Annotated in this window: 22 protein-coding genes and 1 pseudogene; 11 read left to right on the top strand and 12 right to left on the bottom strand. The window is 62.8% G+C overall.

The annotated features are described in order from the left end of the window. The first annotated feature begins 44 nt into the window (after positions 1 to 44). A complete protein-coding gene (locus tag DACI_RS32070; RefSeq protein WP_157059672.1) occupies positions 45 to 218 on the top strand; it encodes a hypothetical protein in 174 nt (57 codons plus the stop codon). Between the two features lie 60 nt (positions 219 to 278). Here the strand turns inward: DACI_RS32070 and DACI_RS17925 are convergent, their stop codons facing one another. Genes DACI_RS17925 through DACI_RS32065 form a run of 3 tightly spaced genes read right to left on the bottom strand, consistent with a single transcriptional unit; the run spans position 279 to position 1351 of the window. Then, a complete protein-coding gene (locus tag DACI_RS17925) occupies positions 279 to 797 on the bottom strand; it encodes a lysozyme (protein WP_225970949.1) in 519 nt (172 codons plus the stop codon). 11 nt (positions 798 to 808) lie between these two features. Continuing rightward, positions 809 to 1135 (bottom strand): hypothetical protein, encoded by a 327-nt coding sequence (locus tag DACI_RS17920; RefSeq protein ID WP_043781893.1) that lies wholly within the window; start codon positions 1133 to 1135, stop codon positions 809 to 811. A 39-nt stretch (positions 1136 to 1174) separates the two neighbouring features. Continuing rightward, positions 1175 to 1351 carry a hypothetical protein gene (locus DACI_RS32065; RefSeq protein ID WP_157059671.1) on the bottom strand — a complete coding sequence of 59 codons (177 nt, stop codon included), beginning with the start codon at positions 1349 to 1351 and terminating at the stop codon, positions 1175 to 1177. Positions 1352 to 1757: 406 nt separating this feature from the next. Between DACI_RS32065 and DACI_RS32060 the strand changes: the two genes are divergently transcribed. Then, positions 1758 to 2009 (top strand): hypothetical protein, encoded by a 252-nt coding sequence (locus DACI_RS32060; protein WP_157059670.1) that lies wholly within the window; start codon positions 1758 to 1760, stop codon positions 2007 to 2009. A gap of 835 nt (positions 2010 to 2844) precedes the next feature. Here the strand turns inward: DACI_RS32060 and DACI_RS32055 are convergent. Next, positions 2845 to 3321 carry a hypothetical protein gene (locus tag DACI_RS32055; RefSeq protein WP_157059669.1) on the bottom strand — a complete coding sequence of 159 codons (477 nt, stop codon included), beginning with the start codon at positions 3319 to 3321 and terminating at the stop codon, positions 2845 to 2847. 1464 nt (positions 3322 to 4785) lie between these two features. Here DACI_RS32055 and DACI_RS32820 point away from each other — a divergent pair. Continuing rightward, positions 4786 to 5184, top strand: coding sequence for a YXWGXW repeat-containing protein (locus DACI_RS32820; RefSeq protein WP_012205386.1), 399 nt, complete (start codon positions 4786 to 4788; stop codon positions 5182 to 5184). A 93-nt stretch (positions 5185 to 5277) separates the two neighbouring features. On the opposite strand, the gene DACI_RS17900 is transcribed toward DACI_RS32820, so the two are convergent. After that, positions 5278 to 6006 carry a hypothetical protein gene (locus DACI_RS17900; RefSeq protein WP_012205385.1) on the bottom strand — a complete coding sequence of 243 codons (729 nt, stop codon included), beginning with the start codon at positions 6004 to 6006 and terminating at the stop codon, positions 5278 to 5280. 202 nt (positions 6007 to 6208) lie between these two features. On the opposite strand from DACI_RS17900, the gene DACI_RS32730 reads away from it, so the two are divergent. Continuing rightward, entirely contained in the window at positions 6209 to 7471 is a 1263-nt protein-coding gene (locus DACI_RS32730; RefSeq protein WP_080518201.1) for an alpha/beta hydrolase, read from the top strand. Positions 7472 to 7508: 37 nt separating this feature from the next. Here DACI_RS32730 and DACI_RS17890 read toward each other — a convergent pair. After that, positions 7509 to 8460 (bottom strand): annotated as a pseudogene (locus DACI_RS17890) (IS481 family transposase); the annotation flags it as partial. A 174-nt stretch (positions 8461 to 8634) separates the two neighbouring features. Between DACI_RS17890 and DACI_RS32400 the strand changes: the two are divergent. Then, on the top strand, positions 8635 to 9003 hold the full coding sequence (locus DACI_RS32400; RefSeq protein WP_043781882.1) for a hypothetical protein: 369 nt from the start codon (positions 8635 to 8637) through the stop codon (positions 9001 to 9003). Continuing rightward, on the top strand, positions 9003 to 9524 hold the full coding sequence (locus DACI_RS32815; RefSeq protein WP_373784222.1) for a helix-turn-helix domain-containing protein: 522 nt from the start codon (positions 9003 to 9005) through the stop codon (positions 9522 to 9524). The genes DACI_RS32400 and DACI_RS32815 overlap by 1 nt, the downstream gene beginning before the upstream one ends. Positions 9525 to 9569: 45 nt before the next feature. Here the strand turns inward: DACI_RS32815 and DACI_RS31395 are convergent, their stop codons facing one another. Further along, complete coding sequence (locus DACI_RS31395; RefSeq protein WP_012205380.1) at positions 9570 to 9926, bottom strand: hypothetical protein; 357 nt, start codon at positions 9924 to 9926, stop codon at positions 9570 to 9572. Positions 9927 to 10290: 364 nt separating this feature from the next. On the opposite strand from DACI_RS31395, the gene DACI_RS17875 reads away from it, so the two are divergent. Beyond that, positions 10291 to 10608 carry a hypothetical protein gene (locus tag DACI_RS17875; RefSeq protein ID WP_012205379.1) on the top strand — a complete coding sequence of 106 codons (318 nt, stop codon included), beginning with the start codon at positions 10291 to 10293 and terminating at the stop codon, positions 10606 to 10608. 154 nt (positions 10609 to 10762) lie between these two features. Further along, positions 10763 to 11008, top strand: a complete 246-nt coding sequence (locus DACI_RS17870; protein WP_012205378.1) for a helix-turn-helix transcriptional regulator — start codon at positions 10763 to 10765, stop codon at positions 11006 to 11008. On the opposite strand, the gene DACI_RS17865 is transcribed toward DACI_RS17870, so the two are convergent. Together DACI_RS17865 and DACI_RS32560 are read right to left on the bottom strand one after the other, a co-directional pair. Beyond that, complete coding sequence (locus DACI_RS17865; RefSeq protein ID WP_225970947.1) at positions 10995 to 11843, bottom strand: tyrosine-type recombinase/integrase; 849 nt, start codon at positions 11841 to 11843, stop codon at positions 10995 to 10997. The genes DACI_RS17870 and DACI_RS17865 overlap by 14 nt on opposite strands. Then, on the bottom strand, positions 11831 to 12268 hold the full coding sequence (locus DACI_RS32560) for an integrase arm-type DNA-binding domain-containing protein (protein WP_225970946.1): 438 nt from the start codon (positions 12266 to 12268) through the stop codon (positions 11831 to 11833). Before DACI_RS32560 ends, DACI_RS17865 begins: the two co-directional genes overlap by 13 nt. 189 nt (positions 12269 to 12457) lie before the next feature. Here DACI_RS32560 and DACI_RS17860 point away from each other — a divergent pair, with 189 nt between their 5' ends. Continuing rightward, positions 12458 to 13474 carry a D-2-hydroxyacid dehydrogenase family protein gene (locus tag DACI_RS17860; protein WP_043781876.1) on the top strand — a complete coding sequence of 339 codons (1017 nt, stop codon included), beginning with the start codon at positions 12458 to 12460 and terminating at the stop codon, positions 13472 to 13474. A 46-nt stretch (positions 13475 to 13520) separates the two neighbouring features. On the opposite strand, the gene DACI_RS17855 is transcribed toward DACI_RS17860, so the two are convergent. From DACI_RS17855 to DACI_RS17845, 3 genes are read right to left on the bottom strand one after another with little or no spacing between them, the layout of a single operon-like run. Next, positions 13521 to 14336, bottom strand: a complete 816-nt coding sequence (locus DACI_RS17855) for a hypothetical protein (protein ID WP_043781875.1) — start codon at positions 14334 to 14336, stop codon at positions 13521 to 13523. A gap of 3 nt (positions 14337 to 14339) precedes the next feature. Further along, a complete protein-coding gene (locus tag DACI_RS17850; protein ID WP_012205376.1) occupies positions 14340 to 14771 on the bottom strand; it encodes a DNA polymerase III subunit chi in 432 nt (143 codons plus the stop codon). Between the two features lie 45 nt (positions 14772 to 14816). After that, entirely contained in the window at positions 14817 to 16394 is a 1578-nt protein-coding gene (locus DACI_RS17845; protein WP_012205375.1) for a leucyl aminopeptidase, read from the bottom strand. A 23-nt stretch (positions 16395 to 16417) separates the two neighbouring features. On the opposite strand from DACI_RS17845, the gene lptF reads away from it, so the two are divergent. Then, positions 16418 to 17545, top strand: coding sequence for an LPS export ABC transporter permease LptF (gene lptF, locus DACI_RS17840; RefSeq protein ID WP_012205374.1), 1128 nt, complete (start codon positions 16418 to 16420; stop codon positions 17543 to 17545). Further along, positions 17545 to 18654 carry an LPS export ABC transporter permease LptG gene (gene lptG, locus DACI_RS17835; RefSeq protein WP_012205373.1) on the top strand — a complete coding sequence of 370 codons (1110 nt, stop codon included), beginning with the start codon at positions 17545 to 17547 and terminating at the stop codon, positions 18652 to 18654. The genes lptF and lptG overlap by 1 nt, the downstream gene beginning before the upstream one ends. Positions 18655 to 18656 lie beyond the last annotated feature (2 nt).

Here is an 18656-nt window from a genome sequence, read left to right as displayed (position 1 = left end):
CGCGGTCACGGGCGGCATTGAGAGCTCCTTGGTATTTGGTGGTTATGGCCTTCTCGGCCTGGCGCACGCGGGCGTCCGCCGCGCGCTGCGCGGTGCTGGTGGCCAGTTGCTGGGTGGTGGTCTCCAGCCGGGCCTCGGCCAGCTCGGCGCCCAGGCGCGCGCCCTGGAACTACCACGCCAGCGCGGCGGCCACGGCGGCGGCTCCCAGATGGGTGTAGAGCACGGGGATCGTCGCCCGCCCCTCCACCGGTACCACCACATGGCAACCCAGATCGGACTCATGGCAGCCCCTCCAGGCACAGTGCACGCTCGGCCTGGCGCCGGTTCTGCAGGCCCTGCACGAACACCCCGCCCGCATAGGACCAGTTCGGCCGGCCGTCGGGCGTGCTCGCAATCAGGTCGCAGCCGGCGTCTACCGCGCCAGCGTTGATCTGGCGCACCGCCTGCGAACCGCAGGCCCCGTCCTTGCCCACGTTGATGGCGAACACCGTCAGGCCGATCAAGCGCCGCGCCGTCAGGTAGTCCCAGTTCACGCAGCCCAGCACGGCATAGCCATATTCGAGGAGCGTGGTCTTGTTGATGGACTGGCACTGGTCGCTGGTCAGCTTGGTGCCAACCACCGCAGTCGGGTCCGTGCGGCCAGCGCAGTAGGTGGGCAGGCCGCCGGCCAGATGGTCCGCATAGACCTGCAGCACATTGCCCTCCCAGCGCTCCAGGGTCTGGAAGGCCAGCGGGCTGGTGAGCGCAGCCAGCAACGTGGCGGGGATCGCTCCCTTTCGCAGCAGAGCGGCAGGCATGCGCGGCCCTGTCATGTCAACGGCCCCAGGTCGGTTTCCGGCTCGGGCTGCAGCCGGGCCAGGCCCGCCAGCCGCTCGCGGTCGGCGCGCCGCTGCCGGTCCCGCTGGTAGTCCCGGCGCCACTTCCAGACCAGATAGCCGGCCTGGAGCGCGATGAACGCCAGCGAGGCAATGACCAGCCACTCGCTGAGCGGCAAGTCCCAGACCTTGAACACCCCGGTCGCGGCGGCGCCCGGCGTGGTGTGCATCGCGGCGCCGATCAGGTCCTGCCGCTGCTCGGCGCTCAGGTGCTGGTGGATGCCCATCAGCGCGAGCAGGGATACGAGGTGTTTCTTCATGGCCCCGATGTTTCCGGGGCCGGACCGCGCTGGCGAACCCTACAAGGGGGGCCATGCGCGCTGCGCCGCCGCCCAAACAAACAGCGCGTCCACCTGCTCCGCTGTCAGGCCCAGCACAGCGGCCACCGCCGCCACGGTCTCGCTGTCGCGCAACCAGTCCTTGGCATCGTCGAGCACGGCGTCCACACGGTCCAGCAGTTCGCCTGGCTGCAGCATCCTCCGCACGCTGGCGGCCCTGCTGGTCTGCCTGGCGGGCGCGGCGGTTCGCCCCGCCGCTCACATTGGCGCCAGCCCCCATCACGCCGCCTGCAATCGCGCCTTCCGTGCTGGCCCTGGCCACGCCCTCCATCAGCGGTTTGCCCTCAGCATAGTTCGGCCACATCTGCTCCTGTGCCGACTGGGGCAGTTCCTGCAGCACCGCTTCGGAGACCATGCCCCCAAGATCCGACGCTGGGCCGACAGCGGCACCTCCGCGGTCGCGCCCGTGCCGATATTGGCCATGGCCGTTTCGGCCGTCTCCAGGCCCAGGCGGTTGGCCACCCGGCCCGCGCCCACGCCGATAGCACCCGTCAGCGCGCCCGCGCCCAGGGCAGCCAGAGCATTCCGCTGTTGATTCTCGCCCGTGGCCTGCTCCATCTGCTGGCCGGCCGTGACCACGCCCTCGCCCATACCTGCCGCCACCGGCGCGGCCCACTTCTCGCCCACCGTGCGCGCCAGCACGCCGGGAGCTGCCGCACGCGCCGCTGTGCCTGTTGCTGCGTTGGCGGCAACTGCGCCAGCTCCCACGACTGCGCTCCCGAGGACGCCGCCAGCCACCATCGACGGCAGCGACTCGGCCACCTGGTTCGCCGTGTACGCCGGGTTCTTCAGGTAGGCCAGCGCGATGTCGCCGACCGATCCGTCCTTCCAGGCCTCACCTTCTGGCGCCCGGCCTCATACGCCGGGGAGAACTTCGTTTCGTCGGCCCACTTGCCCGGCTGGAATCCCGTGGCCTCGCCCAGCGCATCAGCAGCCGCGGTGACGGGGCAATAGGCAGATCTGCCAGACCCGTGACCATGCCCGGCAGCCGCTGGGCGCCGGCCTTTACGGACTTGCCGAGGTCGGAGAGGGTGCTGGATTTGGCGGGTTCAGGTGTAGAGAAAACGCCCTTCTCCCAGTCGGGCGCGCCACCCGCATTCGGTGCGGCAAAGGTACCGCGTTCCCAGTCTGTATTTGCCATGCCCCCAGTGTTCCCACGCGGGGCGCTCGGAGCGAACCCTACGCGGGGTATGAGGGGTGTGCTTCAACCCACGCGTCTGTTCAGGGCGCGACGAGGCAGTCAACCCGCGCGCTAAGGGGCAGGTCGAGTTTCAATCCACGCACCTACACGGAGGTGCGACGCCAAGCCCAAATCCCGCAACCCTCTCGCCATCCTATTTCAATGCGCGCACTTGCGCGAAGTGCGACGCGGGCCCTGTGCCCAATCGACGACCATCTCCTTGTTTCAATCCACGCACCCACGGGCGCGACTGTGTAGTTATATCGTAGTTGCGTCCTGCCGGTAGCCAGCGGGATCGGGCGAACCTTGGGCGGGGGCGTGAAAAAAACCCGCTGGTGCGGGCTCTATCCAGTGGCCCAGGATAGCCGGCGAGAACGGATGTTGGGACAAGAAAACGTGGGTAGGTAAACGTCGCGCCGCTTTGGCACGGAGCTCGATGACGTAGGCGTGGCTACTTCTCAACCGAAAAGAACTTCGCGCCGAGAGCGACTTCACGCGTGTTGATCGCAAAACTCGCTTCGATCGCCTCCATCAGCCGTTCCCTGTCCATGCAGAACTGCCGTTCAACCTGAGACTGCTTGCCCTGCTGCAGTCCCGTTCTGAGGAGCGTAATAGCCTCAACGATCTGCTGCTGGTGGGGCACCCTTTCCTTCTCCATTGCCAGATATTCTGGAGAGGTGAGGTACCGCTGCACCTCCCCACGGAGTTTGGCCGCATCCCAATTCTTCGCCCTTGCCTTCTCCATGGCGATGCCCTTTACGCGCTCGCCCTGTTCTCGCTGAGCCTTCCCTACGCTATCGAGGCGATCTATTAGTGGTTTCAAGCTCGCTTCGACCTGTTCACGACTACTACATTGCGGCGCTGCCGCCACTCCGCCACAGAACAAAACCGCGCAGACAGCTGTAAGCAAAGAAAAACGACTGCGCATTGGTATCAAGGTGAGAGAACAGGACGGGCCGAACTATAGCTGACCCGTGCACCGTGCTTACCGGATGGGCGCATTTTCTTCGCCCCGGCTCAACACCGGTGCGGAATCGCGCGAACCCTGGGCGGGGGCGCGGAGTAGTACGCTTCGGGCACTGCCGAAGAGGCAGCTCAGAAAGGTGTGTGATGCCAAGGCCAGCGCACCCCGGCGTTCACTGCCGTGTAGGCAGCTCAGAATAAGGCGCCAGGTCGTTTACCGCCCGACCATGCGTTCCCTGCCGCACAGGCAGCCATGCCCGCCCAGCGGGCCTTTTTCTTAGGCGCTGCTCACACGGGCCGCGTCCGCACCTCGGCTGTCCAAGCAGATTGCCCTCGGGGCTGCAACGAACCCCGATCCGTTGCAGCGATGTGGAGATATTCGCTACCCCTCAAGGCCCGCGCCTGCTGCGACAGCTGCTCGCGCACGTCATTGGATTCAGCGCGGAGCTTGCTGATCACCATTTTGCTCACCTTCAGCTCGCGACAACAGCGGCAGGAAAAGTGCATCCACTTTCCATAGTCTTCGAGGTAGGCAATGCAGGGGAGATTGCACAAGGGGCATGGACTTTGGATGGAATCTGGCATGGCGACACCCCGGGTAAAACTGTGCGAAAAAATGCGCTGAACCTGTTGTACCCCACAGGCACGCCCCAAAACCAAGCGCCGAGTTAGGGGTTGTCCGAACCCCCTCTGGAGCGCTGGCGATCGCCCATGTCGGCAACTACCGCCCCAGTAGCGCTCAGAAGGCACATAGAGCTACCCCACGACCAAAGCACTCGAACTCTCTTGAATCGCGCTGGTGTCCCTGGTGCTCAGCGCAGGCGCCCAGCAGCAGCTGACACCCTCTGTCGACAGAGCCATTCCCGCATCGTAAAAAGCCAACAGTTCTCATCCGACACCTGTAGCAGAATGTCACAGACGCCCCATACCGGTGCGTCCATTCGAACGTTTAAAGGGAGTCAGAATGAAGAAAACAGTGATCCTGATAGCGGCAATTTCGGCATGCACATTGGCGCTGGCCAAAGGCGGAGGTGGCCACAGCGGAGGGGGTTCGAGCCGGGGAAGCAGCAGCTACCACAGCTACTCCGGCTCGCACAGCGGTGGCTCGTCAAGCAGCCACTCTGTCCAGGGCTACACCCGCAAAGATGGCACCTATGTCGCCCCCCACCACGCCACCAATCGAGATGACACAAAGAACAACAACTGGACCACGCAGGGGAACGTGAATCCGCACACTGGCAAGCCAGGGACCAAGCCTGGGGACTGATGACGACGAGGCCCGTTCAACGGGTCTTTTCATATACCAATTCTCCCAGCAGGGCGCCGCCTACAACGGCAATGACAGGGCGCTGACAGCACACCACCAGACCTCGGTTCGTTAATCAGAGTGCAGCATCAGCATTGCTGCTTCAACTCACGAGGTCGGTAAATGACATTCAAACGAATCGCCGCTGTAGGACTTGCATCTGTGGGGCTGGCGTCAGCCCTTGCCCTGACTGGATGCGTTGTTGCGCCGGAGCGGCACCCACGACCGGCGCCTGCTGTCCACGTCCAAGAGCGCGTGATGCCGGAAGTGATCGTGGAAGAGCGCGGTGCACCCCCTGCGCCTGGTTGGCACTGGGTGAACGGGTACTGGCGCTGGGAGCGGGACCAGTGGGTTTGGCAGCGAGGTCACTGGGTTGCCAACACCGTGCCGCCAATGCCTCCCGTCATCGTCGAGGTGAGGCCAGCGCCACCCAGCCCGGTTCACTACTGGGTGCCTGGCCACTGGGTGTGGCGCGCGGACATCAACAACTGGTTCTGGGTGAAGGGCCAGTGGCACGGCTGATCAGCCCAACTTCACAGGCCCGCCCAGCGGGCCTTTTTATTGGGCGCAGTGCCAACGCTCAGAAACGACCAAGCCCGCGCGGGGCGGGCTCCATTAGACGAGTTGCAGAGACGGCCGCTGCTTCACGGGCTGATTCTTGGCAAACAAACCTGCGGCTTCGATCTGGGGGATGCGGTTCTGGCCTATGACGGGCGGCGGCTCCGAGGCATAGTAAGCCAGCCCACGGGCGGCCTGCTGGCTCCGAGGGCTGATGCCGCCACCGTTGCGAGGGACCTGGCCGTTGATGCTCACGTCGCCCGACACGTTGGTGCCGGAGTAGCTGTTGCCGTCGCGCGTGACAGCGCCGCTTGGCGCCGTTGATGCAGCCGGCTGAACAGGTGCTGGAGGAGCGGCCGGCGCGAGAGTTGGTGCCTGGGAAAAGTCGTTGACTGCGGAGAAGTCGGCATACGGAGCTTGAGCAAAGGAGGCTGGCACGGCAGGAGGCGCCGCATTGCTGGCCGAAGATGCGCTCGGCGGTGCTGGGAGGCGGTAGCCCACGCCGACACAGGCACTGGCAGGCTGCGGCGTGCTGCCCCCGAACGTCAGCGAGCGCGGATCGCTGGCGGCGTTCATCCGCATGGAGCCCGCGTCCAGGCTCTTGGCTGGCTCGAACGAGCTCGGTCCCGTGGCGGCGTAGGGCTGCATCATGCCCGGCCGCGTGCCTGCGGTTTCGGGCCGGCGGTAAACGCCGAACCCAGTGCCGTGCGTCACGTTGGAGGATGCAGGCGCATACGGTTCTTCACCGTTCTGGCGCCGCAGTGCTTCGAGGATGGTGGTGGCCATGAGCGTTCCTTGGTTGCTTCATGGCAGTCTGATTAGAGAAAGCCTTCTCATCAAACACTAATGGGGGTCTCTCCTACTCTAGACCTCAGGGATGAACTTCCGAGAGGTAGCACTCATTGCGCACACGGTAGGTTTCTCACCGTTGACTCGCTCAAGCAACTGGCGTAACTTTTGTAACTACAAATGATTTTCGGGAGAAGAAATGCAATTCGCAAAAATCAGCCTCATGGCTCTGGTGGGTTTCGCGATCATGGGATGTGCTTCCCAAGCCCCTATGCAAACGCCCTATCCATCCATGCCAGCATCTCCCGCGCCGGCACCAGCCACTGCACCTGCCCCGATTCCAGTTCCGACACCGACCTCAGTACCTGCCCCAGTCGGGACCCCTCGACCGACAGATCTGTTTCCCCCATCCGCTGAAGCAGTGATTCCGCCTGGGTTGACGAATCCAGCTCCAAATGCAGGAACATCTGTAAATGTCTGGTACGCGACGAACAGACAGATAACCGCGCCATTTAAATTATCCGACCCATACACAACATTAAGAGATGATAAGCTGAACTATGGGATAGCAAATGTGTGGGTTCCAGAGAATAGGCGACGTGGCTCGATGGGCTCCATATGGGGAGAGATAACCCAAAAAAATCAGAAAGTAAAATATCGCAGATCTGACCCAATGTTGCCTAGCGATTTTTGGCCCAGCTTGGCAAGCAAGCTAAAAACCTCTCCAGAAGGAAAGGTCGTTCTCGTCTTTATTCACGGATACAACGTAAATTTCGTCGATGCAACAAAACAAACGGCTCAACTCTGGCACGACCTTCGACTACAGGGCGCTCCTGTCTTATTTTCTTGGCCTTCAAAAGCAGATCCCAAGAAATATATCCTGGATGAGGCTAGCGTTGAATATAGCGAACTACACCTAGAAAAATTCCTTGTTGCCCTAAGGAATGAAGTTGGATCAGCACAACCAATTCACGTAATAGCGCATAGCATGGGGAATCGTGCGCTACTTAGGGTGGCGGAACGAGTGCAAAAAAAACTAAACTTTGGGCAAATTATTCTGGCTGCTCCTGATATTGATGCAGACCTCTTCCATCATCTAGCTCAACACTACGGAAAAATCTCAACAAGAACTACAATATATGTAGCAAAGAACGACCTTCCCGTTTCTTTATCAAAACAAATCCATGGAGCGGATAGAGTAGGTGCGCCGCCGTATTTCATACAAATACCAGGCATTGATACCGTAGAAGTAGTGGCTTCGAAAAAGCTCTACGAAATGGGGCATTCATACTATGCCGAATTCAATCCCATGCTTGATGAAATTGAATATCTTTTCAAGAACAATCCAAAGCACGGTGCGCCTATTGTCACTCCGCGTGTTAGCACAAAGGAATGCGCCGAAAGCGAACCAGCTTATAAGATAGAGAAAGCATGTTGGAGAATATCCAAAATCGCAAAATAGAGACCGGCATCAACACACCACAGACTAAGATGTTCAGTCCCACAGTGAGATGGTGCGGATGAAGTCTAAAGCGGCTTGGATCTTTTTCCCATGCCTCGCAAATCGCCCGCAATGGTGTCTTCCACCTGAGCGCCTTCAAGTGCTTGCCGAAGTTGTAGCTTTGTATGAAGGCCTGGACATGCTCCCGTAGCTGCTCCAGCCCCTCGTACTCGTAGGCCTTGATCGTGGATTCCTTGGTGGTCCGGTTCATGCGCTCGACCATGCCGTTCGTCCAGGGGTGATATGGCTTGGTGTGCCTTTTATCGACGCCATTGAACTTGCAGATGCGTTCAAAGATGTGACCGATGCATGTGTCGGTGATGCCGCCTCTGAAGCGTTCTTGTCCCGTAAAGGCCATGCCGTTGTCCGTCAGAACGGTATGTATGCGGTACGGAAAGGCTATAAGCACCTGCCGAAGGAACTGTGCTGCATTGGCTTTCGTGGCCCTGTCAAAGAACGCGACATGCGTGAATTTTGTGACGCGGTCTATGGCGACAAACATGTGCTGTTTGCCGCTGGAGATCTTCATTTCGGCGCTGTCGATGTGCACGAAGCCCAGCGTCGTTTCTTCAAACTTTCCGTGCCTTCGTGGCAGGTGCGTTACGGGTTGTCGGCTGATTCCGTGACGCTGCAGGCATCGATGCAAGGCGCTGCGGCTGAGCTTGGGTGCTGTCTCCAGGAGCTGTCCCATGAGATCGTCCAGCGACAAATGCCCTTGCTTGCGTAACGCAATTGCCAGATGTTCTTGCATCTTGAGAAAGATGCCGGCTTGCTCTGTCCCGAGGACCCATGGGCTCGTCGAGCACCGAGGTGCGCGCACGCCACTTGGCCACGGTCTTGGGATTGATGCCGTAGAGCTTGGCCAAGGACCGATGGGAGCCGGTCGCTAGCTGGAGTTCTGCGCGGATACGCGGCGTTGAGCGGGCGCTGCCATGCAGGCGGATTGCAATAGTGCTTTCTCCTGTTTCAGGCTGAAGAATGCACCATGACTTCCTGGGACCGTACATTTAATTCCCAGGCACGCCTTCACGGCATCGGCACTTTCCTCCAAAAGCCCGCAGCACTTGCTCGCGGGCCTTTTTCATTCCCGGCCCGCAGCGGCCACCGCCATAGCAGATACCACCGTGAATCACACCCTGGACAAGATAGCCATTGCGTGGGGCACCGCGCCCCAAATCGGCCAGCAGGACAGCGTGCCGAAAGGAATGGGCGCCCTCGCAGACTTCACCCCCAAAGCTGCCCAGAGCGCGACAGCAACCGCCATGGCCGGCGCCAAGGAACAGGTCGGGCAGGTGCAGGCCACGCTGCGGCGCCTGGGCAAGCGTTTGGCGCCGGTGCTCGGCCCGGCTGCAGGGCAGACAGACGGCGATTGCGCCCAAGGCAACCAGAAGGCGAATTCCGCGCCGTTGGTCTCCCAGATCGACGCGCTGACCCACGTGCTGCGGCTGGTGCGGACCGAACTGCAGGACCTGGAGCGGCGCCTGGCGTTGTGATGGGGATGGCGAACACCTTCGGGGCGCGCCTGATTCGCGCCCGGGTCGCAAAAGGGCTGAGCCAGTCGGACCTAGCCGCGAGCAGCGGCATAGCGCCCGCTCAGATCTCGCGGTACGAAGCCGACAAGAACCAGCCTCGTCTGCATATCCTCCGCAAGCTGGCTGCCGCACTGGATATTGCTCCCGACCGGCAGTTGGCCGGCGACGATGAAGCCGATACCGAGCCTGCAGACACGGCACCGACGACGCAGTGCAAGGCGCATCCCCGTCGATATGCATGCGTGCCTCAGCAAGCTGGCGGGCTCGTCCAACCGCAGCCTCAACGCCGAGATCGTTCACCGCCTGGCCCAGACCCTGGGCGAAGACTTCGCCGCAGGGCAGCCCGCTGCGCAGCCGGTGCTGGCCGAGAGCTGGCCCAGATGCGAAAGCAAACCGACTGCCTGCGCGAGTTGGTGGAGCTGGCGCGCCCTGCAAAGCCCGAGCGAGCGGATTGGCAGTCACATCGAGTCCAAGCACCTTGAAAAGCAACAGGCACAGGTGCCAGGTTTTACCCCCAGTGATTCAATTCAGCGAATCGTAGATTTGGTTTTCCCTTCTGAATTCATTTTTGTGACTTCTGCACCTTTCATTAATGGAGAAGATTTCAATATTGGTCGAACAATCCTGTAAAGTTTTTCTGCATCCCTGCCTCTTATATCAAAATACCCATCATTACCGTCAGCATGGAGCTCTGGCTCATCCAATTCTCCAGCCCCAGATCTCTTCAGTGCTTTGACCAACTGCTTCTGCAGATCACGAACATCGGCATATTCCTCTGGATTGTATTCAAAATGAATCGAAAGCGTAGGACCATTCTGTGGAGAAGCAACCGCTACCAGCGATGCTGTGCAAAGCATTAATGCGACAGATGATATTTTTATCATATAAACAGCAGAGCAATTTTTAATACAAACTCTGTCGAGGATTTATGCAAACATCTTAAGACAAATAAGTCTGGTATTTTATACGGCCGGAGTTATCTAGCGCCCTCTAGACCAAAACTCAACATAAATTACCCAATTTCTGCAGACGCTGCTTTGGCCTGATTCAACACGCCATCACGCAGGCGCCCTGCCCCCCGGAAGCCGCCGCGATGGAGCTGGAGCCATTTCGGCATCTCTACCATTGGAGTGGGTTCTGACCCGGCTTCATCGACCTTCACCACCACTTTCCAGCCGGGCCCTGGGGGACTATCTCCAACCCTCCCTGACTCCCCAGGCGTGCCCATCCGGGCGCCGGCTCTTTCCAATGACCACCAGCGGCAGCCAGCAGCAGCTGATCGCCGCGCCCCTGTGCACGCTGCGCAGGAACAGCGTAGGCAGCGACATTCGCGAGCCTGTGCCCACCGTCACGGCCGGGGCCGGGGCCGAGCACCATGCCCTGATCCAGTACCACCTGGCGCTCGTGACCGTGTGGCTCAAGGGCGAGCCCTGGGTGATCGTGGACATCACGCTGCGCATGCTGGTGCCGCGTGAACTCTACAACGCTCAGGACTTTCCCCCTGGCCGACCGGACCGGCTCCGGCAAGCCTCTGACGAAAACGGTCCAGAGTCGGCAACTCCGTGAGCCCGCTGCCTATGCGGCAAATCGTCTCGCTCAACTCTCCCGAGGCCACGGGCTGGCAACTGCGCCGGGCCGCCTGATCTTTCCAACCTGGCCCGCCCAGCGCGGTCCGTCCTAAATGACCAGCACCCGCTGGCCATATTCTTTGAGGCCAACCATGTCCAAAAGCATCACCCTGAACTTTGCACCTGCCGTGCTCGGCCGCGAGCATGCCGCAGCCTACGTGGCGCTGAGCGTCAGTTCCTTCGAACAACTGGTGCGTGAGCGCCAGATACCCCAGCCACGCCAGCTGTCTGCCAGGCGCGTTGGCTGGCTGCGCGCCGAGCTCGATGACTGGTCCGCCCGGCGGCCGGCATCCGAGCTGCTGCCACCGGAGAACACCGGCGCCCCTAAGCCCCGATGAACTCCTCCAACTTCGCATCGAGCGCCGCCAGCCATTGGCCGCGCTCGGCGTCGTACCGGTAGAGGTTGTAGTCGCCCGCCACGCCAGGGAGGACGTGGCCAAGGATCGCCTCTCCAACCTCATGCGGACAGCCCATCGACGCAAGGATGGTGCGCCCCGTCCGCCGAAGATCATGCGGTGACCAATGCGTCACGGTCAGCCGCGCCCGCCGGTGCTCGGGCTTCGTCTTGCTGTAGGGCTGCAGATAGTGCACCTTGGTCTGCATGTAGGCCTGGGTCTGTCCTTTCAGCACACCATCGCGCCCGATGCTCGGGAACAGCCATTGCCCCTCATTCGCCAGCAGACGACGCACGATCTGCTCGGCACGACCGAACAAAGGCACACGCAGGTCATGCGCAACCTCAACGTGCCGAATCTTCATTGCCTCCTTGGGCACGGTCCACCAAAGCACACCCCCCTCCTCCGACAACTGCTTCTTCTGCATCTGGCAGATCTCCCCGCCTCGCGTGCATGTCCACAGCTGCAGCGTCAGGAAATCCTGAACCTGCTGGCTGAACATCGACAGCTCGCCGCCGATCAGCATCTTGATCTCCGCGCCGCTCAGCACGCGCTTGCTGGTGCCCTTGTCTTTGCCCTCGCGCACTGCGCCTTTGCTGCGCAGTTTGTGGGACGTGCGTTCCGCCCACCAGTTGGGCATGCCATCCGGAATTCGCCCTGACTCCAGCCCCACGCGCCATGCAGCTGCCATCTCCGTCTTCACGGACTTGGCCAAGACGGGGCGGTCGGCCAGACCTTCAATGACGTCGTAGACAAAAGAGCGCCTCACCTCGGCCACGGATGTCGACTCCCGTCCCGAGATCGCATTGCGCAGACGCTGCTCGATGTTGCGCGCGCCCTTGGCTCCCGGTTGACCAAGAGATACCGGGCGGCATGGTCGTCAACCAGCATGGTCAGTGTGTAAACCTGTGCAACCGGTTGCGCCAATGCCTTGCGCGCCAGCTTTCGCTCATCCGCCGGATCTCTTCCCTGCTCACGCAGGTCCCGTGCTGCCTGCCATTCGGCTGCAGCCTGAGCTGGCGACATGGCTGGCCATTGGCCGAGCTTGACCTGCTTGAGCTTTGCCGAATCCGCCAAGCTTCTGTAACGATAGGTCCAAGATTTCGTGCTGGCCGTCGCTTCGAGCCTCAAGCCTGGGCAACCTTGTACGACAATGTGTTCGCCCTGCTTTAGGGTCTTGGCTGAACGTGCGTCAAAGAACATCTGAAGCTACACCTTGAGTGCCGGAAAAACCTACACAAAAACCTATACCGAGCGGTGAAGTGCAGACGAGTCCAGGCAAGTGCAGATGAAGCACAAAGGTAAGCGCAGGAATGGAATAAATCATTTGCCGACAACATCTTGCGCGGCAAACCAGAGATAAATCAAAGGCTTATGACGGATTCACAGGCAATGAACATCATCATTCTTGACGACTACCAGGACGCCGTGCGCAAGCTGGACTGTGCTCGTCTGCTGGAGCCCTTCAACGCCAAGGTCTTCACCAATACCGTCAAGGGCGTTGGCCAGTTGTCGGTGCGGTTGCGCGATGCGGACATCATCGTGCTGACCCGCGAGCGCACGCAGATCAGCCGGCAGCTGCTGGAAAAACTTCCGCGCCTGAAGCTGATCGCGCAGACCGGCAAGGCCGGCGCCCATATCGATGTGCAGGCCTGTACCGACCAGGGCGTTGCGATTGCCGAGGGCGTGGGCTCGCCCATTGCGCCGGCAGAGCTGACCTGGGCGCTGATCATGGCGGCCACGCGGCGGCTGCCGCAGTACATCGCCAACCTCAAGCACGGCGCATGGCAGCAATCGGGCTTCAAGGCTGCGTCCATGCCTGCGAATTTCGGACTGGGCAGCGTGTTGCACGGGCGCACGCTGGGCATCTGGGGCTACGGCCGCATTGGACGGCTGGTCGCGCACTACGGCCATGCCTTCGGCATGCAGGTTCTGGTCTGGGGCAGCGAAAGCTCGCGCCAGAAGGCGCAGGCCGATGGCTTTGCGGCGGCGGACTCGCGCGAGGCTTTCTTTACCGAATCCGACGTGCTGTCCATGCATCTGCGCCTGCATGAGGCCACACGCGGCATCGTCACGGCGCAGGATCTGGCACGCATGAAGCCGACCGCCCTGTTCGTGAACACCTCGCGCGCGGAGCTGGTGGAGGCCGATGCCCTGCTGGGTGCGCTCAACCGAGGCCGGCCGGGCCTGGCGGCCGTGGACGTGTTCGAGAGCGAGCCCATCCTCCAGGGCCATGCGCTGCTGCGACTGGAGAACTGCATCTGCACGCCGCACATCGGCTACGTGGAGCAGGACAGCTATGAGCTGTACTTTCGCGCTGCCTTCGACAATGTGGTGAACTTCGTTGCGGGGCAGCCCAGCAACATCCTCAATCCCGAGGTGTTCTCAGGCCCGGCCCGCGCAGGCTGACGACCGGATCAGGCGGGGGCTTGCGCCACCCGCCCTTGCCCAGCACTCAACGGCCGCCCTGGCCGGAGTCGCCACGTGCGGCCGTGGCGCGAAAGGCCAATTCATCGGCCACCGCCTCATAGACGGCCTGGCGCACGACGGATTCCACCTCCTCGCGCAGACGCACGACGATGGACCGAGTCTGCTGCTGAACCACGGTGGCAATGGCGTCGCGCAGGCGCTGGTCCAGCACCAGGTCCACACGCTGCATGAGGCGATGGACCAGATATTCCTCGGTGACCTGCTGCGCATGGCTGTCCCAGATGGACTCCATGGTGGGGGCAGCCGGCGTCGGCGCGGCAGCCGCCTCTGCCACGACAGCCTGCACCACCGGGACCACCAGGTCGGCAGGGACCACTTCCCCGACCGGTGCCACGTCGCCCGCTGCAGCCACATCTGCCGCACCTGCAACATCCGCCGCATCAGTCACATCAGCCATTTCGGCCAGACGGCTTTCCTGGGCCAATTGCATTTCCACGGACGGGGCGCTGGGCGGCTGATAGTCCGAGAGCACGGGCTGCATTGCAGGTGTCGGGATTTCCTCGGGTGCAGCCTGCTCGGTGACCATGGGCCGCTGGGGCTCCAGGTCCTGCGGCAGCGGCGGCAGGGACGCAGGCAGGGCGACCACGCCACGCCGAGGCGCCAGCATGCCTTCGCTGGCCCAGGGCGTCGCTTCGTCCGTCAGCGGCAGTTCGGACACGGGGTGTGCCAGGGGTGCCGGGGGCTCGACCGCCTGAACCGGTGCCTGCACCGCATCCACCGCAACGACATCGGTGAGCGTGGGAACAAAGCGCGGTGGGGTTTTGGAGGGAGGAGCGCTCATGGCTTACTCCTTGAGCACCAGGTCATGGCGCTTGATGGAAATACCCTGGGCCGCATAGTGCTTCCAGCGCTGCCGGGCCAGGTGGCGGTCTTCCTCGTCGGTGGCGGAAACCACTTCGACGACACGCGCAAAGCGCTCGAACCCTTCGGGCACTTCGCCGCCCAGGTTGACCAGCATGTCGTGGTGCGGCGCGCCGTCCAGCCGCTCCAGCAAAACGATGGGCGAGAAGGCCATGATGTCTGCCCCATCGCCTTCTCCGGCATGGGCCAGGAAGTCGGTGGGCGAGACACTCCACAGCCTGGGCGACAAGGCCTTGAGCAGCGGTGGCGACCCCAGCACCACCAGTTGCGTGCGGTGCCTGAGTGCCTTGCGCGCCAGGCGGCAGACATAGGCCAGCTTGTCGGGCGCGTTGAAATGGAAGGCCACTTCAGTCAAGCGATGCTCCCTTCAAACAGGCCCGGGCCGACGGGGACGATGCGCTCATGCCTGCTCCGGCTGAGCGGCAACTGCAGCCTTGCGGCGGCTGGCAGGTCCTGCCTTGGGTGGCACAGGTTTCTTGGGTGCAGCAGCTTTATGGGATGCAGCAGCCTTGGCCTGCGCCTTGCCAGCATCGATGCCGGCCAGCAGATAGTGCAGCAGCAGGCCCACGGGGCGGCCTGTACCGCCCTTGGCGGCGCCGCTCTTCCAGGCCGTGCCGGCGATGTCCAGGTGCGCCCAGGGAATGTCGCCCACAAAGCGCTGCAGGAACTTGGCTGCCGTGACTGCGCCACCCGCGCGGCCAGCCACATTGCCCATGTCGGCGAAATTGCTCTTGAGGCCTTCGCCGTACTCCTCGTCCAGCGGCATGCGCCAGCAGGGATCCAGTGCCGCATCGCCGGCCTGCTCCAGCGCGCGGGCCAGTTCGTCGCTGGGCGAGAACATGCCGCTGCGCAGCCCGCCCAGGGCGATGACGCAGGCGCCGGTCAGCGTGGCGATGTCCACCATGGCGCGGGGCTTGAAGCGGGCGGCGTAGGTCAGCGCATCGCAGAGCACGAGGCGGCCTTCGGCATCGGTGTTGAGGATCTCTATGGTCTGGCCGCTCATGCTGGTGACCACGTCGCCCGGCTTGACGGCAGCGCCGCCGGGCATGTTCTCGGACGCTGGAATGAGGCCGACGACATTGACGGCCGGCTGCAGCCGGGCCAGCGCATGGAACACGCCCAGCACGCTGGCGGCGCCGCCCATGTCGAACTTCATCTCGTCCATTTCAGCGGCAGGCTTGAGCGAGATGCCGCCGGTATCGAAAGTGATGCCCTTGCCGACCAGCACCACGGGCGCGGCGCCCTTGGCGCCGCCGTTGTAGTGCAGTTCGATGAAGCGCAGCGGCTGCTCCGATCCCTGGGCCACGGCCATGAAAGCGCCCATGCCGAGCTTGGCGACTTCGGCGGGGCCGTGGATCTTGCAGCTGATGCCGGGCAGCTTGGCCAGGGCGCGGGCCGCGTCAGCCAGCAAGGTGGGCGTGGCGTGGTTGGCGGGGCGATTGGCCCATTCGCGTGCCAGGGTCATGCCTTCGGCCTGGGCCACGGCGGTCTTGAAAGCGTCGGCAACGCCATTCTTGTCGCCCGCCTTGACGGCTGCGGCAATCACCAGCTTCTTGAGCGCCACGGGCTTGGCCTGCGGCTTGGTGTGGGTATAGCTGTAGCAGGCATCGGCCGCCGACAGAACGGCGGCAGCAACGGCAGGACCTGCCGCATCGAAGCCAAAGCACAGCAAGGCCTTGCCAACACCGGTCGCCTTGAGCGCGGCACCTGCGCCGGCCACGGCCTGGCGCACTTCCCGTGCCGAGCCGTTGCCCGCGCCCAGCAGCACGACGCGGCGTGCAGCGACGGCAGGCAGGCCGTACAGTGCCAGCTGCTTGCCGGCTGCCGTTTCGAAATCTCCGGCCTTGACCGCGTGTGCGACCAGGGTGGACAGCGCGTCGCTGCCCGTGACCGTGGCTTCGGTCACCAGCACCAACAACAGGTCACACTTTTCACGTACTGCTGCGGCAGTCGTCAACGGCTTCAGTTCAAAGTTCATAATCGGCGTTTTCCTTTCAGCCAATGTTATTCGATTCATCCATACGCAAAGAGCTGGCCCGCAGCTTCGGTGCCACGGTCGTGGTGCTGATCACGGTCGTCATGACCATGATGCTGATCCGCACGCTGGGCCAGGCTTACAAGGGCAATGTCAGCCCTTCCGACGTTCTGCTGGTCATGGGCTATACGGTGCTTGGCCAGTTGCCCACGATTTTGGGCCTGGGGCTTTTCGTGGCCGTGGTCGGCTCGCTGTCGCGCATGTACCGCGACAGCGAGATGGTGATCTGGTTCGCCGCAGGCCAGGGGCTGGCCAGCCTCCTGCGCCCGCTGCTGCGCTTTGCCTGGCCGGTGCTGGCCGTGATCGCCGTGCTGGGCCTGGGCATTCTGCCCTGGGCCAATCAGCAGATCGAGCAGATCAAGACCCAGTTCGAGCAGCGCAGCGACATCGACCGCATCGCCCCCGGCGAGTTCCAGGAGTCTGCCGGCGGCTCGCGCGTGTTCTTCATCGACAAGGACGTGCCCAGCGCCACCGCTGCCAACAATGTGTTCATCGTGGCCAATGAGCGCGGGCGCGAGTCCGTGACCTCGGCGCGCGGGGCGCGGCTGGAAGTGATCAAGGGCGAGCGCATGGCCGTGCTGACCGACGGCCAGCGCATGGAAACGCAGACCAGCGACGGCTCGGTGAAGATCAGCGAGTTCAAGGAATACGGCACGCAACTCGGCAGCGGCAGCAATCTGGCCGCCGCCGAGGAAATGGCCGCGCGCAGCACGTACACGCATGAGCTGCTGCCGCGCACCGAACCCATCTACCGCGCCGAGCTGGGCTGGCGCATAGGCCTGCCGCTGGCGGCGCTGAACTTCGTGATCCTGGGCCTGGCCGTGGCCAGCGTGAACCCGCGTGCTGGCGGCAGCGGCAGCCTCATGCTCGCGCTGTTCGCCTTCATCGTGTACTACAACCTGATGACGCTGGGCGAGAACTGGGTGGCCTCGGGCAAGCTGAGCATGCCCGCCATGACGGCCCTGCTGCACGGAGGAACATTGCTGCTGGCACTGCTGGTGCTGCTGGCACGGCACAAGCGCTGGTCGCCGCGCGACCTGTGGCGCAGGCCCTGCAAGCCGACTGCCCTGGATGACGCAAAGGCGGTGCCCTGATGAGAGTTCTGAGAAACCTGCTGTACCGCGACATCATCGCGGCCGTCGGCTATGTGACGCTGGCCTTCCTGGCGCTGTTCTTCTTCTTCGATCTGGTCGATGAGCTGCGCTGGGTCGGGCGCGGCGGCGACAACGGCTACCAGATCACGCACGCCCTGCTCTTCGTGGTGCTGCGCATCCCCAGCCACTTGTATGAGCTGATGCCCATCACCGTGCTGATCGGCACCATCTACGTGATGGCGCGCTTTGCCCAGAGCTCGGAATTCACCATCATGCGCACCAGCGGCATGGGCCCCTGGCTGGCGCTGCGCACGCTGATGGTGCTGGGCCTGGGTTTTGTGCTGGCCACCTTCGGCACGGGCGACTACCTGGCGCCGGCGGCCGAGAACGCGGGCCAGAACATCCGCGCCATCCACCTGGCCCAGCTGTCGCGCGGCGCCACGGGTGCCTGGCTCAAGGAACGCCAGGGCGATCACTCCATCGCCATCAACGTGCGCGCCATCCGCGGGCCCGGTGATTTCTCCAATGTGCGCATCTTCGACTTTGACGGCCAGGGACGCATCTCGGCCCAGATCCATGCGCAGGCGGCGCAGGTCAGCGAGGATGGCGAATCCTGGACGCTCCAGGGCGTTGAGGCCAGCCGCCTGAAGGCCAAGGCCGACGCAGGCATGGTGCTGCTGCGCGAGAAGGAGGACAGCCTGGTCTGGAAGACCGGCATCAGCGCCGAAATGGTCTCGGCCGCGCTGCTCAAGCCCGACCGCATGTCCACCATTTCGCTGTTCCAGTACGTGCGCCACCTGGAGGCCAACGGCCAGGCCGCGCAGAAGTACGAGATCGAGTTCTGGCGCAAGGTCTTCTACCCCATGAGTTGCCTGGTGATGGTGGTGCTGGCCCTGCCCTTTGCCTATCTGCATTTCCGCTCGGGCGGCATCGCGGCCTATGTGTTCGGCGGCGTGATGGCCGGCATCAGCTTCTTCCTGCTGAACAACGTGTTCGGCTACATCGGCACGCTGCAGACCTGGTCGCCCTGGCTGACCGCTGCGGCGCCGGGCCTGCTCTACAGCCTTCTTTCATTGACCGCGTTCACCTGGCTGGTGCTGCGCCGCTAGAT

Source organism: Delftia acidovorans SPH-1 (assembly GCF_000018665.1).
Taxonomy (GTDB): domain Bacteria; phylum Pseudomonadota; class Gammaproteobacteria; order Burkholderiales; family Burkholderiaceae_C; genus Comamonas; species Comamonas acidovorans.
This window is presented reverse-complemented; position numbering and strand designations above follow the sequence as displayed.